The organism is Bacteroides sp. AF25-38AC (assembly GCF_003602995.1).
GTDB classification, from domain to species: domain Bacteria; phylum Bacteroidota; class Bacteroidia; order Bacteroidales; family Bacteroidaceae; genus Bacteroides; species Bacteroides uniformis.
The window spans coordinates 26896-41948 of record NZ_QTMD01000031.1 but is presented as its reverse complement, the minus strand read 5'-3'; the positions used below and the strand labels follow the sequence as shown (position 1 = coordinate 41948).

Genomic DNA, 15053 nt, shown 5'->3' with positions numbered 1-15053 from the left:
GAGAAGCAATGCTCCTCCTTTCCCGGTAGTTTAATTTTGAAATATCTAAAAAATGACATTACAAATATACAACATCACAGAGGCGATGTCAAGTGTTTCGCCAATTATTTTCAATTATAATCCTGCCAATTCCAAAACTTTGTCAATGGCAGCGTTCAGTCCGTCAGCATTCTTACCGCCGGCAGTTGCAAAGTGGGGCTGGCCACCGCCACCGCCTTGGATAAGTTTGGCAGCTTCTTTCACCAGGTTACCGGCTTTCAGTCCGCCTGCCACGAGGTTGTCGCTCAGCATGACGGTCAGCATCGGCTTGCCTTCGGCTTCTGTTCCCGCTACGAAGAACAGGTTTTCCGTAATCTGGCCACGCAACTGGAAGGCGATGTTCTTCACTGTTTCTGCCGACAGGGGAGCACAGAACTTGATGACTTTAACGCCATTGACTTCCTGCACGTTCTTCAGCAGTCTTTCTTTCAGCTGTGCTTCTTTCTCTTTCATGAAGTCCTCTACCTGCTTCTTCAGTCCGGCGTTTTCGTCAATATACTTACGGATGGTTCCGGCAAGGTCGGGTGCGTTGTTGAAGAGCGCCTTCAAGTCGTGCAGCGTGTCCTCGATGGTGTTCATCAGTTCCTCCACGCGTGCACCCGTGTAGGCTTCGATACGGCGCACACCGGCAGCCACGGAGCTTTCGGAGATAATCTTCACCATACCGATGTTTCCGGTTGCAGCCACGTGCGTACCACCACAGAATTCTACGGAAGAACCGAACTGGATAACGCGTACATGGTCACCGTACTTCTCGCCGAACAGAGCGATGGCGCCCAGTTCTTTGGCTTCTTCGATAGGAATGTTGCGGTATTCCTTCAAAGGTATGTTGGCGCGAATCTTTGCATTAACGATGTGTTCCACCTTGCGGATTTCCTCGTCCGTCACCTTCTGGAAGTGTGAGAAGTCGAAACGCAGGGAGTCCGGTGTAACCAAAGAGCCCTTCTGCTCTACATGCTCGCCCAATACTTCGCGCAGCGCAGCATCCAGCAAGTGGGTGGCAGAGTGGTTGGCGGCACAAGCGGCACGCTTGTCGGTATCCACGCATGCCATCATCGGAGCTTCCATGTGTTCGGGCAGCTTCTTGGTGATGTGGATAGGCAGGTTGTTCTCCTTCTTGGTGTCTACCACTTCGATGGTTTCAAACTCGTTCACCAATACACCGGTGTCACCTACCTGACCGCCGCTTTCGGCATAGAACGGAGTCTTGTCCAGTACAATCTGATACAAGGTTTGGTTCTTCTGCTTCACTTGGCGGTAGCGCAGAATGGATGTTTCGTATTCCGTATAGTCATATCCTACGAATTCGGTAGTACCCTCCTTTAGCGTAATCCAGTCACCAGTCTCTATGGCGGCGGCATTGCGGGCACGCTGTTTCTGCTGCTGCATTTCGGCGTCAAACTCCTTGATGTCGGCAGTCATGCCGTTTTCGCGGAGAATCAGTTCCGTCAAGTCGAGCGGGAAACCGAAGGTATCATATAAGGTAAAGGCATCCTTTCCGCTGATTTCGTTCTTGCCGGCGGCTTTGGCGTCTGCCATGGTCTTTTCCAGCAGGCGGATACCCGTCTCCAGGGTGCGGAGGAAGGAATCTTCTTCTTCCTTGATAACTTTGGCAATCAGTTCCTTCTGTGCATCCAGTTCGGGATAAGCGGCGCCCATGTTCTCGATGAGTACGGGGAGGAGCTTGTACATGAATGCCTGCTTCTGTCCGAGGAACGTGTAACCGTAGCGCACGGCACGGCGGAGGATACGACGGATGACGTAACCTGCCTTGGCATTGCTCGGAAGCTGTCCGTCGGTGATGGAGAAGGCGATGGTGCGGATGTGGTCGGCAATTACACGCATGGCGATGTCCGACTTCTCATCTTCGCCATACTTCTTGCCTGCCATGTCTCCGATGGCTTTCAGTATCGGTTGGAATACGTCGGTGTCGTAGTTGGAGGTCTTTCCTTGCAGTGTGCGCACCAGTCGCTCGAAGCCCATGCCGGTGTCGATAACCTTGGCGGGAAGTCCTTCCAGGCTGCCGTCCGCCTTGCGGTTGAACTGCATGAACACGAGGTTCCAGATTTCAATCACCTGCGGGTGGTCTTTGTTCACCAGCTGGCTGCCGGGTACTTTGGCCTTCTCTTCTTCCGAACGGGAGTCCACATGGATTTCCGAACACGGACCGCACGGTCCCGTATCACCCATTTCCCAGAAGTTATCGTGTTTGTTGCCATTCAGAATGTGGTCTTTCGGCAAGAACTGCTCCCAGTAAGAAGCGGCTTCGTTGTCGCGTTCCAGTCCTTCTTCGGCGCTACCTTCGAATACGGTGGCGTAGAGGTCTTTGGGGTCGAGTTTCAATACATCCACCAGATACTCCCATGCCCAGGAGATGGCTTCCTTCTTGAAGTAGTCGCCAAACGACCAGTTGCCCAGCATCTCGAACATGGTGTGGTGGTAGGTATCGTGACCCACTTCCTCCAGGTCGTTGTGCTTTCCGCTTACGCGAAGGCATTTCTGCGAGTCAGCAACTCTTTTGTATTTCGCCGGGTGGTTGCCCAAAATGATATCTTTAAACTGGTTCATTCCCGCATTGGTGAACATCAACGTGGGGTCATCCTTAATCACCATCGGGGCCGAAGGCACTATCTGGTGGCCTTTACTTTCGAAGAAACTCTTGAAAGAGTCTCTGATTTCGTTTGCAGTCAACATACTCTCTATTGATTTATCTGATTCTAATTTGATTTACCTTCTCTTGTCGTTTTTTGCCCGTTTCTTACTACTAACTACTTGCTACTTAGTCTTAATATTCTTGAAAAAACTGTGCAAAGATAGCTTGTTTTTATTACTTTTGTCGCATTGACAAGCGAAATATTTCCTAAGATGCGCAAAGTTTACTACATTTATAATCCCCAGACGCAGACGTACGACCGTATTTATCCTACCGTGAGGCAGCGGGCGCTGAGCATTCTCCGCCGTTTGTTCATCGGTATGGGGCTGGGTGCGGGCAGTTTCATCGTATTGCTGCTTATCTTCGGCTCTCCGTCGGAGAAGGAGTTGCGAAAGGAGAACAGCAAACTGCAGGCGCAGTACAACGTCCTCTCCCGCCGGCTGGACGAGGCTATGGGAGTGCTGCAAGACATACAGCAGCGTGATGACAATCTGTACCGGGTGATTTTCATGGCCGACCCTATTCCTTCTGCCATCCGTCAGGCTGGATACGGCGGTACCAACCGCTATGAGCATCTGATGGATATGGCTAACTCCGACTTGGTTATCAATACCACGCAGAAAATGGATATGATTAGCAAGCAACTCTATATCCAGTCCCGCTCCTTTGACGATGTGGTGGAGATGTGCAAGAATCATGATGAAATGCTGCGCTGCATTCCTGCCATACAGCCGGTTTCCAATAAAGACCTCCGTAAGACCGCTTCGGGTTACGGTACGCGTATCGACCCCATTTATGGTACCAGCAAGTTCCATGAGGGTATGGACTTTTCGGCTCCCCAGGGCACGGATGTCTATGCCACGGGAGATGGCACCGTGGTGCAGATGGGCTGGCAATCGGGCTATGGCAACAGAATTGTGATAGACCACGGCTTCGGTTATCAGACGGTGTATGCACACTTGCGCGATTTCCGGACGAAGTTGGGCAAGAAAGTGGTACGTGGTGAGGTCATTGGCGGGGTAGGCAGTACGGGCAAGAGTACTGGTCCGCACTTGCACTACGAAGTACACGTCAAGGGAAAAGTTGTGAATCCCGTCAACTACTACTTCATGGATCTCAGTGCCGAGGATTATGACCGCATGATACAGATTGCGGCGAACCATGGTAAGGTGCTTGATTGACGGATGATTTATAGAGAAAGGATTACATCATGCTGAATACAGATAAGAATTTAAAGTTATATTACTCCATCAGCGAGGTGGCTGCCATGTTCGATGTCAACGAATCACTGCTCCGTTTCTGGGAAAAGGAGTTTCCGCAACTCAATCCGAAGAAGGGGGGGCGGGGAATACGCCAGTACCGTAAGGAGGACATTGAGACAGTGAAACTTATCTATCATCTGGTGAAGGAGCGCGGAATGACCTTGCCCGGCGCCCGCCAACGGATGAAAGACAATAAAGAAGCTACGATACGCAACTTTGAAATCGTAGATCGCCTGAGAGCTATCCGCGAAGAACTGGTAGGCATGAAACTGGCATTGGATGAGTTTACTTACGAGGATGTGGAGAGCTTGAAGGAAAATATTCAAGGACTGAAGTAGAATAAATACCACTCCGTTTATTCCTCTACTCTCGTCACTTGTTTTATATTCTGTATCTGCTTCAGGTTATTGCAGATAGTGCGCACGTCGTCCACATCGTGTACATAGAGTTGTATCTTTCCTTCGAAGATACCGTCGTTGGTTTCGATGGTCAGTTTACGGATATTCACGTTGAGCTGGCGGGAGATGACTTGAGTTACTTCGTTCAGCAATCCCATGCTGTCTATACCTTTTATATATATGGTGACGAGGAACGACAAATCCTTGTGAGTGTCCCACTCGGTGGCGATGATACGGTTTCCGTAGCTACTCTTAAGGCGGGTGGCAACGGGGCATTGGCGCTTGTGGATGACAACACGGTTTTGCTCGTCGATGTATCCCAGTACGTCGTCACCCGGAATGGGATGGCAACAGTCGGCCATAATATAGTTCTTTGAGATGGTCTCTTCCGTCAGCTTCAGAATCTGCTTAGTGTTGATTTTCTCTTGCGGTGTTTTCTCTTCCGGTTGTTCTTTGGCATCCTTGTTGTCCTTGTTACCGAAGGAGAAGGTCAGGAACTTCTTCCAGTTGCTGTTCTGCTTTTCCTTGAACACGTTCTTGTCGGCATCGCCCAGCACAACCCGTTTGTTGCCGATGGCAACGAGCAGCTCGTCGCGGGTGTGGAAGCCGTGCAGCCTGGTCAGCTTGTCCAGAGCAGCATCATCCATACGTATATCCTCGTTTTTGAAGAATTCGTTCAGTATGGTTTCACCTTCTTTCTGATAGGTTTTCGCCTCTTTGCGCAGGATGGCGGCAATCTTGGCGCGGGCGCGGGCGGTGGTGGCATACACTTCCCACTCCGGCTGCACGCGTTGCGATTTGGAGGTCAATATCTCTACCTGGTCACCGCTTTGCAGTTTGTGGCTTAGGGGAACCAGTTTGTGGTTTACCTTGGCGCCGATGCAGTGGCTGCCGATGTCGGTATGCAAGGAGAAGGCAAAGTCCAGTGCCGTAGAGTTCTGCGGCATGGTCTTGAGGTCGCCTTTCGGGGTGAAGACGAAAATTTCCGATGCAAACAAGTTCAGTTTGATGGTATCGAGAAAATCGATGGCGTCCGGTTGTGGGTCGTCCAGAATTTCCTTGATGGTACGCAACCATTTCTCCAGTTCGCCTTCATCTTCGCTGCCTCCGCCTTCTTTGTATTTCCAGTGGGCGGCAAAGCCTTGTTCGGCAACGTCATTCATGCGTTCACTGCGGATTTGTACTTCAATCCATTGCCCGTTGTTACCCATAAGGGTGACGTGCAGGGCTTGGTAGCCGTTGGCTTTGGGATGGCTCACCCAGTCGCGCAGGCGGTCAGGGTGGGGCTTGTATATCTTGGATATGGAGACGTAAATGTCGAAGCAGTCGTTTAGCTCTTCCTCTATATTGCGGGGCTCGAAGATGATGCGGACAGCAAGCAAATCATAGATTTCCTCGAAGGGGACATGCTTGGTCTGCATTTTGTTCCAGATGGAGTAGATGGACTTTACACGGGCAAGGATACGGTATTTCAGTCCCATTTTGTCCAGTTGCGCCCGTATCGGAGCGGTGAACTCATTGAATACCTTGTCGCGCTCCACGGCGGTGGCTTCCAGTTTCTCTTCTATCTCGTGGTACTCTTCCGGATGTTCGTACTTGAAGCTCAGGTTTTCCAGTTCTGTCTTGATTTTGTACAAGCCGAGGCGGTTGGCGAGCGGGGCATAAATATAGAGTGTTTCGCCTGCAATCTTGAACTGCTTGTTGGGCAGCATGGAGCCGAGTGTACGCATGTTATGCAGACGGTCGGCTATCTTGATGAGGATAACCCGGATATCGTCGGACATGGTGAGCAGCAGCTTCTTGAAGTTCTCTGCCTGCGCCGAGGCACGGTCGCCGAAGATACCGCCGGAAATCTTTGTCAGCCCGTCTACAATCTGGGCGATTTTGGGACCGAAGATGTTTTCAATATCCTCTACGGTGTAGTCGGTGTCCTCCACCACATCATGCAGCAATGCCGAGCATATGGAAGTAGACCCCAGTCCTATCTCATTACAGACAATCTTTGCCACAGCAATGGGGTGCATGATGTAGGGCTCGCCGGAACGACGCTTGATGCCCTTATGCGCCTGGTTGGCAAAGTTGAATGCTTTGGTTATTATTTCGACGCGCTTGCGGTGCTTGGTGGCCAAATAGTCGTTCAACAGTTCTTGGAATGCCTGTTCGATCATTTCCTCTTCGGCTTTTTCCTTTTCCTTCTGACTTATATTTTCTTCCATATACTGCTTTCTCCTTTCTTCACTTCACTTTTTGCAAAAATAAGCAATTTTCAACACCGGGCAAGCGTTTATGTCTTTATTTATAAATCTTCAAGCGCTTTCCTGCGGAGATTCTGGTACTGCGCAATCCATTCCAACTTTTTAACTGATTGACAGTGACGCCGTATTTCCGTGCAATGCTGCCGAGATTCTCGCCACTGCGTATCTTGTGGTAGGTGACATTCCCCGTAGCGGTACTGCCTTTGCTGCTACGTGCCGTCGAGCGTGTATTGGAAACGGCCACGACTCTGCGGTTCTTGAACAGCTCGTTACTGCGGTGGGCATAGATGGTGTCTTGCTTGTCAATGAAGGCACTGATGTAGTTGATGGGGAGGCGTAGCGTCTGCGGCTTGCTCTCTCCGGGGATGATGCTTTTCTTGAATTGGGGATTTAGGCTCTTTATCTGGTCCAGGCTGATGCCGCATAGGTCGGAAATCTGCTCGAAATGAAGGTTACGGCTTACTTGCACCGTATCGGTTGCTTCCGGAATGTCGGTTTCCATGGGGCAGATGTTGTGCTTGCAGTAGTAGGTCATTACGTAGTTGGCGGCAATGAAGGCGGGCACGTAGCCGCGTGTCTCTTTGGGCAGATAGTTGTAGATTTCCCAATAATCGGTTTTCCCTCCCGAGCGGCGGATGGCTTTGTTGATGGTGCCCGGACCGCAGTTGTAGGCGGCAATCACCAGGTTCCAGTCTTTGTAAATGTCATACATGTCCTTCAGGTAGCGTGCTGCCGCCCAGGTCGCCTTTATCGGGTCACGGCGTTCGTCTACGAGGCTGTTGCTTTCCAGTCCGTATATCTTTCCGGTGGCGAGCATAAACTGCCATAGTCCGCAGGCTCCCGCGCGGGATACGGCAGAAGGGTTGAGAGCGGATTCTATGATGGGCAGGTATTTCAGCTCGAGCGGCAGGCCGTAGGCATCCAGCGCTTCTTCGAAGATGGGCATATAGAAGTTGCAGGCGCTCAGCATGAAGGCAACCTGGTTGCGCAGACGTCCGGCATACATGTCGATGAACTTGCGCACAATCTCGTTGTATGGCATTTCCATGACGGTCGGCATGCGCGACAACCGGTCTATGTATACAGAGTCACTGAACATCGGGTTTACGGTAGAGGTGCTGCAGTCTTTTCCCAAGTCTATGTAATTCTTGGCTTTCCAGTCATTGAGCAGGCTGTCCAGCGGATAGGTCATGCTTTTGGGCAGCTCGATGGATTCCTGGCGTTCCGTGCCGTTTTCGCGGATAAGCACTTCCACGCTTTCTTGCGCATGCATGGCCGGAGCGGTGAAGAGGGCACAAAACAGAAGCGAGGAACCGAGAATAATTCTTTTCATATATATGGCCTTGTGTGTCATTAGGTAATAATTTATGCTTTAATTTTCGTTTTTAGAATCGGAAACTGCATTGCACGCCGACGTTCTTATTAGAGGAACCAGTCATCTGGCTGTTGATTATGGCAGGTTCCACTTTCATGCTGAGGTCGGGGGTGATGTCAAAGTTGGACAGCTCTGCGTCTACGTATGCGTCGACAACAGACAGCAGGTATACACCGATAAAGGCGAAGATGCTCAAGTCGCGGTATCGTCGGAAGGTATCCTTACGCTTCCGTAGTGTCTCCGTCAGCTGGCTTTCGGTATAGTTATAGTTGGGAGGCAGCAGGTCGGTAATGGTACTGGAGTTGAAATTACCATTTACGGCATCCTTGTAGGCGGCCGAATAGTCCTTATACATCTTGCTGTTCCACGTAAGGGCATAGGCACAACCGGCAAATCCTCCATAGAAGATGGGCAGTTTCCAATACTTGCGGTTGTAAATTTGTCCACCGCCGGGAATGACGAGGGCAAGCCAGGTGGCTTTTGTGGGATTAGGTACCCACCTTTTGGGGTCGATGGCCTTTTGCAGACTGTCTGTAGGCACGGGCTGTTCCTTCAGGTCGGGGCTGGCAGTCATTTCCAGCATCTTCCGCTTGTTTTCGGCTGCAAGACTGTCGGCAACAGTGAGGCTGTCCCGGTTCACCACGGTGTTGAGTGTATCGGTCTGATGCCGCTGCGCACGCTTGGAAGCGGCACGTGGACGGTCCTGACCATACATAGCAATCCCTGCCATCTGTAAAAAACAGAGCAGCAGGGCAATGGCTAACTGATATATTCTTCCTTTTTTCCTCATTTATTTCTTCAGCGTATCAAGAATGCCGATGATACGTTCCAATTCTTCTTCGTTATTGAACGGGATACTGATTTTACCTTTTCCTTTCTCCGAGCAGGTTAGCTGCACCTTGGTACTGAAAAAGCCCGAGAGCTGTTGTTTCAGCATATTGAATTCTTCGGGCAGTTTGGCGCGCTTGGGGGCAATCTTACGACCACCGCTCTTCACGCTTTCGCCTTCACTCAGTGACTTTACGATTTCTTCCACTTTGCGTACGGAATACCCGTGCTCCAGGATTTCTTCGAAAATCTTCACTTGCAGTTTGGGATCGCCAAGCGTTACCAAAGCGCGGGCATGTCCCATGTCTATCTGCTTGTTCTGCAGTCCCATCTGGACGGGGGCGGGCAGTTTGAGCAGGCGCAGGTAGTTGGCAATGGTGGTACGCTTCTTACCAACGCGTTCGCTGAGGCGTTCCTGCGTCAGTCCGTATTGTTCCAACAGATGCTGGTAAGCGAGGGCTATTTCTACGGAGTTCAAGTCTTCGCGCTGTATGTTTTCGATGAGCGCCATTTCCATGACGTTCTCGTCATCTGCAGTGCGGATATAGGCAGGGATGCTTGTCAGTCCGGCAAGCTGCGAAGCACGGAAACGACGCTCGCCGGCGATAATCTGGTATTCGTCGTCGCTAAGCTTGCGCAGGGTGATGGGCTGTATGATGCCGATTTCGGAGATGGAATCGGCTAACTCCTGCAACGCAACCGGGTCGAATTCATGACGGGGCTGGTTGGGATTGACCGTAATCTTCGACAGCTCTATCTCATTGATAGAGGAGGAGCCTTCGGTCTTTACTTCATCCATGGAGAAGAGGGCGTCTAGCCCGCGTCCTAATGCATTTCTTTGTGCCATCTGTTTATTTACTATTTGACGATTTACAATTTAACCATACGGGATGATTTGTTTGTGCATTGTAAATATGGTATTTATCACTAATCATTAATCACTAACCACTATAATCACTTCTTTTCGTTTCTGCTTATCAATTCCTTGGCAAGTGCCATGTGGTTTTTGGCTCCGGTTGAGTCTGCGTCATAGAGAATGGTGGGCAGGCCGTAGCTGGGAGCTTCGCTCAGTTTCACATTGCGCTGGATGACGGTGTTGAATACCAATTCCTGGAAGTGGCGTTTCACTTCATCGTAAATCTGGTTGGCCTGGCGCAGGCGCGAGTCGTACATCGTCAGCAGGAAGCCTTCGATTTCGAGGGCAGGGTTCAGCTTGGACTTGATGATTTTAATGGTATTCAGCAATTTGCTGATGCCTTCCAGTGCAAAATATTCCGCTTGTACGGGGATGATTACCGAATCGGCGGCAGTCAGTGCGTTGACCGTAATCAGACCCAAAGACGGGGAACAGTCTATCAAGATATAATCAAACTCATTCTTCAGCGGAGCGAGTACTTCTTTCAGTATCTTTTCGCGGTTTTTCAGATTGAGCATCTCTATTTCGGCACCTACCAGATTGATGTGGGAGGAGATTACCTTCAGTGTGTCTATCTCCGTGTCATGAAGGGCCTCGCGTACGTCTGCACGGTCAATAATGCACTCGTAGATAGTACATTCCGACTGCTTGATGTCCACACCCAATCCTGAGGAGGCATTGGCCTGCGGGTCGGCATCTACAACGAGCACTTTCTTTTCAAGCGTGGCGAGTGAGGCTGCGAGGTTGATTGTCGTCGTAGTCTTGCCTACACCACCCTTTTGGTTAGCCATAGCAATTATTTTTCCCATAATCTCAATATTTATTGGCAGCGAAATAAGTGATAATTCCGGATAGCGCCTACAAATTTGGAGAAAGATTGCAAAAACGGTTGATAAGTCGGCTGTTTTGTTAATAACTCACAGACGTTTACCGCTGTTTTTCTTCTTGTAAATTGCGCGTAAAGCGTTCTTTCTCTGTTTAGTGGGCAAATATACGTATTTATCTTGAAATGAAGCTGATTTTTTGTCTCGCTTGCAGAAGATTAAGATTTGTAAACCAATGGAAGACATTGGCTTGGACTATTCTCTCTACTTGCATGAGATGTACATCTCGTGTTGTTTGAAACGTGCATCTCATGTTGCTCGAGATGTACATCTCATGCAGATGGACTACCGTGTGGAAGATGGTCGGGGGATAAGTTGTTCCCGGGCAGAAGGAGAGGAGCTGGTGTCAGACCAAGGCTTTGACGAACTCCCAGCAGAAGTACGCACACATCACACATTTCACTACTGTGCCCAGCAAGAATCCAAGCAGCGAGCCCAGCCCCGATTTCAAGGCCTGGTCTGTCTTGCTGCCTCCCATCAGTTCGCCGGCAAAGGCTCCGAGAAAGGGGCCGAGGATGATGCCCCAAGGCATGAAGAACAACCCTACGATGGTGCCTATGAGGCAGCCGCGCGTTCCCCACCGACTGCCTCCGCTGTATTTGCTGCCCAGCATCGGGACGAAATAATCCAGTATCTGTACAAGGACGACTGCTGCCAGCCATAAAAGTAACTGCGTGGTGGAAAACTGCGCCTTGTCCGTGAAATGTAGAAGCAACAAGCCTGCATAGGCTACGGGCGGTCCCGGAATCATAGGCAGGATGCAGCCTGCCAATCCGACAATCAGGCAGAGGATGCCCAAGATGATGAGAAGAATGTCCATAGGTGTATCGTTTCTGTTGGTGAAGATGACAGCGGTTGTTCCCTGCTACTCGAATCGGTTGTATATGACAATGGGGCGGGAGCGGCGTGTGCTCATCGACGGGAACCATATATCGTCGGCTGTGAGGCCGCATTGCTTGATGGCTTCGGCGCAGTATTCCAGTCGTCCGAAGTCGGCATCGACATTGTTTGTACCGAATGTGAGTTTGATTCCACGTGCTTTGGCGCGACGGATAATCTCGAAACTGGGAATCCGGTAGCGTGCATTGATTTCCAGAGCGATTCCATGTTGTTGCAATACATTCAATACGCGTTCAATGCGTCCGTCCGTCCAGTACTTGTCGTAATCATGCGCCATAGTATCGGGCAAGAAGGTAGGGTTGGCATAAATGTCGGCTGGCTCGTTGGTCAGAATCAGGACTGTTTGGTCGACAAGGTGGTCCATATACTGTTCAAGCGTAATGTCATCAAAGAGTGCTTCTTCGGCCCGGTAGATGCGCGAATTACGTCCCTTGTGGTCTATGATGGTCATGGCGTCGGTAAACAGGTAATCGAAAATCCCCAAAGCTTCCTGCGAGAAAGTTGCCGTCCATTTGCGTCCCTCACCTTGTACACCGCACAGGAATGGCATCCCTTTTACTTCATTAAAATAGTCGTACACTTCTTTGTCATCGGCCAGCATACGTCCTACGCCTCCTTCTCCGGCATTGGGGGCGACACCATAGTTGATACCGTAATTCATGGACATGGCGTGTGCCATTTCCTTCGTCAGCCCTCCTTTCAAGTGAACGTGATAGTCTATAACTGGGAAATCGTGCTGCTGTAGCCTGATTATCTCATCCGTGCGCTCGTCTACCGGAGCAAGCGTGTCGGCTTCGTTGCGTGCCTCCTTGGCAAGCCGTTCGATGGCGAGATTCCGGAATGACACTTCGCCGTGTATGCCTTGCAGGGCAATGGAACCTTGACTCAGCAGTTGCCGGGCGTGCTCCTCTGTGCGATATGGGTGTCCGGGTTCGGTATAACAAACAACTTCGGTTCCGTTAATGCAGACAATGATGTTTTGTCCGCGTACGGTTATCTCGAAGTCAAACCATTCTCCATCTTTTGCGAGTGAGCGATAGAGGTTGCGCACCGAGGCGAGTGAGCCGCTCTTGCGTGTGCCGTCGATGTCTCCGTTACGGAATATCACTTCATAACCGGACTCGCCGTCCGTATGAAAGAGGAGGCCTGCTTCGGAGCCGGGTTGTGTGAGGGCTTCTCCGGTGAGTCGGAAATTTTGGTATTCTTTGTCGTTGAAGAGCTTCCGGCCTTCTGCAATGACCGGGTCTGCCGTGTGAAGCGTAGATGTCCCGTCATTCCATTGGTCAAGTGGCTCGGGAGAACTGCTCCTGCCACAGCTTGTCAGGGTTGTTAGAAACAGAATAATTGCGGCAGCTGCCGTCTCGATGCGTGCAGCAATGGTAGAATGGCAAAAAGTGTTCATTATAGCATGGATTTTATGAATGATTATATTCCAATTATTGTCGGTACAAAGTTAGCCTTTTCTGAAAATATCTTTGAATACAAAAGAATTATTATCTTTGTAGCATTCTGTTTAAAGCCTTTTTAGCTACTTTTGCACGATAATAAAAAAGAAAGTTATGGAAAATCAGAGACCTTTGATATTGATTTCCAATGATGACGGCATCATTGCGAAAGGTATTAGCGAGTTAATCAAATTCCTCCGTCCGCTGGGCGAGATTGTGGTAATGGCGCCGGATGCACCCCGCTCTGGAAGTGCGTGTGCGCTGACTGTAACGGAACCTATCCACTACCAGTTGGTCCGTAAGGATGTTGGGCTGACGGTATACAAGTGTTCCGGTACGCCGACCGATTGTGTGAAGCTGGCTTTTCATACGGTGCTCGACCGCAAGCCCGACTTGGTGGTAGGCGGCATCAACCACGGCGACAATTCTTCTGTAAACCTGCATTATTCCGGTACGATGGGCGTTGTGATAGAGGGATGCCTGAAAGGAGTGCCTTCCATCGGATTCTCCCTTTGCAACCATGAGCCGAACGCTGATTTTGAACCTGCAGGTCCTTACATCCGCGAGATAGCCCGGCTGGTATTGGAGAAAGGACTCCCTCCGTTGACATGCCTCAATGTCAACTTCCCCGATACCAAAGAATTGAAGGGTGTGAAGATTTGCGAACAAACCAAGGGGCAATGGACCAATGAATGGGAAAACTTTGCCCATAGAGGAGATGCCCATTACTACTGGCTGACCGGCGAGTTTGAGAACAACGATGCCGAAAATGAGAAGAATGACCATTGGGCGCTTGATAACGGTTATGTGGCAATCACCCCGACCACGGTGGATGCAACGGCATACGGCTTGATTGATGAACTGAAAGCATGGTTCTGAATTAATTGACAATTATCAATTGATATGAAGTATTACTTGATTGTCGGTGAAGCTTCCGGCGACCTGCATGCCTCCCATCTGATGGCTGCATTGAAGGAGGAGGACTCGCAAGCGGAGTTCCGTTTCTTCGGAGGCGACCTCATGGCTGCAGTGGGCGGTGTGATGGTGAAGCATTACAAAGAGTTGGCGTATATGGGGTTCATTCCCGTATTGCTGCATCTGCGCACCATCTTTGCCAATATGAAGCGCTGCAAGGAGGATATTGTTGCGTGGCAGCCGGATGTGCTGATTTTGGTGGACTATCCGGGCTTTAATCTGGATATAGCCAAGTTTGTCCATGCCAACACAAGGATTCCTGTCTTTTATTATATTTCTCCCAAGATTTGGGCATGGAAGGAATACCGCATCAAGAATATTAAACGGGATGTGGATGAGCTGTTCTCCATCCTACCGTTCGAGGTGGAGTTTTTTGAAGGGAAGCACGGGTATCCGATACATTATGTCGGCAATCCGACAGTGGATGAAGTGACGGCTTTTCTTGCTTCCAGCTCAGAGACATTCGACGACTTTGTCCGGGCAAACGGACTTTCGGCCAAACCCGTTATTGCTCTGCTGGCTGGTAGCCGCAAGCAGGAAATCAAGGACAATCTGCCCGACATGCTTCGTGCGGCAGCTTCTTTTCCCGATTATCAACTGGTGCTGGCCGGTGCTCCGGGTATTTCCCCCGAGTATTACAAACGTTATGTGGGTGGGGTGGATGTGAAGATTATCTTCAACAAGACATTCCCTTTGTTGAGGCAGGCAGAGGCTGCACTGGTCACTTCGGGGACGGCAACGCTGGAAACAGCTCTGTTTCGTGTGCCGCAAGCGGTATGTTACCATACTCCGATAGGGAAGGTTATCGCTTTCCTGAAACGGCATATACTGAAAGTGAAGTACATTTCCCTGGTCAATCTCATAGCCAACCGGGAGGTGGTGAAAGAGCTGGTTGCGGATACCATGACGGTAGAGCAGGTACGCTCGGAGCTGAACCGCATTTTGTACGATAAGGAATACCGCCGTCAGATGCTCGAGGGATATGAGTATATGGCATCCTGTCTGGGAGAGGCAGGGGCACCCAAACATGCTGCCCGCGAGATGGTGGCATTACTGAGGAGGAGGGAAGAATAATCGAAAAATTAAGAATTTGTTAAAATGGGAAAAGCCGGTGCAGTAAATG

General features: G+C 50.3%; 12 protein-coding genes. 4 read left to right on the top strand and 8 right to left on the bottom strand.

Annotated features, from left to right (window positions below):
* Positions 1–114 precede the first annotated feature (114 nt).
* Complete coding sequence (gene alaS, locus DWY55_RS17660) at positions 115–2733, bottom strand: alanine--tRNA ligase (RefSeq protein WP_117680640.1); 2619 nt, start codon at positions 2731–2733, stop codon at positions 115–117.
* Positions 2734–2904: 171 nt separating this feature from the next.
* On the opposite strand from alaS, the gene DWY55_RS17655 reads away from it, so the two are divergent.
* Both DWY55_RS17655 and DWY55_RS17650 read left to right on the top strand, forming a co-directional pair.
* Positions 2905–3873, top strand: a complete 969-nt coding sequence (locus DWY55_RS17655; protein ID WP_005824061.1) for a M23 family metallopeptidase — start codon at positions 2905–2907, stop codon at positions 3871–3873.
* A 29-nt stretch (positions 3874–3902) separates the two neighbouring features.
* Complete coding sequence (locus DWY55_RS17650; RefSeq protein ID WP_005824060.1) at positions 3903–4292, top strand: MerR family transcriptional regulator; 390 nt, start codon at positions 3903–3905, stop codon at positions 4290–4292.
* Positions 4293–4309: 17 nt separating this feature from the next.
* Here DWY55_RS17650 and DWY55_RS17645 read toward each other — a convergent pair whose 3' ends face one another.
* From DWY55_RS17645 to DWY55_RS17615, 7 genes are all read right to left on the bottom strand, one after another.
* Positions 4310–6568 carry a RelA/SpoT family protein gene (locus tag DWY55_RS17645; RefSeq protein ID WP_022402310.1) on the bottom strand — a complete coding sequence of 753 codons (2259 nt, stop codon included), beginning with the start codon at positions 6566–6568 and terminating at the stop codon, positions 4310–4312.
* A 76-nt stretch (positions 6569–6644) separates the two neighbouring features.
* Complete coding sequence (locus DWY55_RS17640; protein ID WP_200998832.1) at positions 6645–7940, bottom strand: lytic transglycosylase domain-containing protein; 1296 nt, start codon at positions 7938–7940, stop codon at positions 6645–6647.
* Positions 7941–7992: 52 nt separating this feature from the next.
* A complete protein-coding gene (locus DWY55_RS17635; RefSeq protein WP_005824056.1) occupies positions 7993–8772 on the bottom strand; it encodes a DUF5683 domain-containing protein in 780 nt (259 codons plus the stop codon).
* A complete protein-coding gene (locus tag DWY55_RS17630) occupies positions 8773–9657 on the bottom strand; it encodes a ParB/RepB/Spo0J family partition protein (RefSeq protein ID WP_005824054.1) in 885 nt (294 codons plus the stop codon).
* 107 nt (positions 9658–9764) lie between these two features.
* On the bottom strand, positions 9765–10535 hold the full coding sequence (locus DWY55_RS17625; RefSeq protein ID WP_008665665.1) for a ParA family protein: 771 nt from the start codon (positions 10533–10535) through the stop codon (positions 9765–9767).
* A 421-nt stretch (positions 10536–10956) separates the two neighbouring features.
* A complete protein-coding gene (locus tag DWY55_RS17620; protein WP_005824051.1) occupies positions 10957–11430 on the bottom strand; it encodes a DUF456 domain-containing protein in 474 nt (157 codons plus the stop codon).
* A 45-nt stretch (positions 11431–11475) separates the two neighbouring features.
* A complete protein-coding gene (locus DWY55_RS17615) occupies positions 11476–12912 on the bottom strand; it encodes a DUF1080 domain-containing protein (protein ID WP_120178211.1) in 1437 nt (478 codons plus the stop codon).
* Between the two features lie 157 nt (positions 12913–13069).
* On the opposite strand from DWY55_RS17615, the gene surE reads away from it, so the two are divergent.
* Both surE and lpxB read left to right on the top strand, forming a co-directional pair.
* Positions 13070–13834: a 5'/3'-nucleotidase SurE gene (surE, locus tag DWY55_RS17610; RefSeq protein ID WP_005824046.1), complete on the top strand. Its 765-nt coding sequence runs from the start codon at positions 13070–13072 to the stop codon at positions 13832–13834.
* Between the two features lie 24 nt (positions 13835–13858).
* Positions 13859–15004 (top strand): lipid-A-disaccharide synthase, encoded by a 1146-nt coding sequence (lpxB, locus tag DWY55_RS17605; RefSeq protein WP_005824044.1) that lies wholly within the window; start codon positions 13859–13861, stop codon positions 15002–15004.
* Positions 15005–15053 lie beyond the last annotated feature (49 nt).

Bases quoted from the DNA above. Each gene is read 5' to 3' on its own strand.
- alaS (WP_117680640.1), bottom strand. From the start codon at position 2,733: ATGTTGACTGCAAACGAAATCAGAGACTCTTTCAAGAGTTTCTTCGAA.
- surE (WP_005824046.1), top strand. From the start codon at position 13,070: ATGGAAAATCAGAGACCTTTGATATTGATTTCCAATGATGACGGCATC.
- DWY55_RS17625 (WP_008665665.1), bottom strand. From the start codon at position 10,535: ATGGGAAAAATAATTGCTATGGCTAACCAAAAGGGTGGTGTAGGCAAG.
- DWY55_RS17615 (WP_120178211.1), bottom strand. From the start codon at position 12,912: ATGAACACTTTTTGCCATTCTACCATTGCTGCACGCATCGAGACGGCA.
- DWY55_RS17620 (WP_005824051.1), bottom strand. From the start codon at position 11,430: ATGGACATTCTTCTCATCATCTTGGGCATCCTCTGCCTGATTGTCGGA.
- DWY55_RS17635 (WP_005824056.1), bottom strand. From the start codon at position 8,772: ATGAGGAAAAAAGGAAGAATATATCAGTTAGCCATTGCCCTGCTGCTC.
- DWY55_RS17645 (WP_022402310.1), bottom strand. From the start codon at position 6,568: ATGGAAGAAAATATAAGTCAGAAGGAAAAGGAAAAAGCCGAAGAGGAA.
- DWY55_RS17650 (WP_005824060.1), top strand. From the start codon at position 3,903: ATGCTGAATACAGATAAGAATTTAAAGTTATATTACTCCATCAGCGAG.
- DWY55_RS17630 (WP_005824054.1), bottom strand. From the start codon at position 9,657: ATGGCACAAAGAAATGCATTAGGACGCGGGCTAGACGCCCTCTTCTCC.
- lpxB (WP_005824044.1), top strand. From the start codon at position 13,859: ATGAAGTATTACTTGATTGTCGGTGAAGCTTCCGGCGACCTGCATGCC.
- DWY55_RS17640 (WP_200998832.1), bottom strand. From the start codon at position 7,940: ATGAAAAGAATTATTCTCGGTTCCTCGCTTCTGTTTTGTGCCCTCTTC.
- DWY55_RS17655 (WP_005824061.1), top strand. From the start codon at position 2,905: ATGCGCAAAGTTTACTACATTTATAATCCCCAGACGCAGACGTACGAC.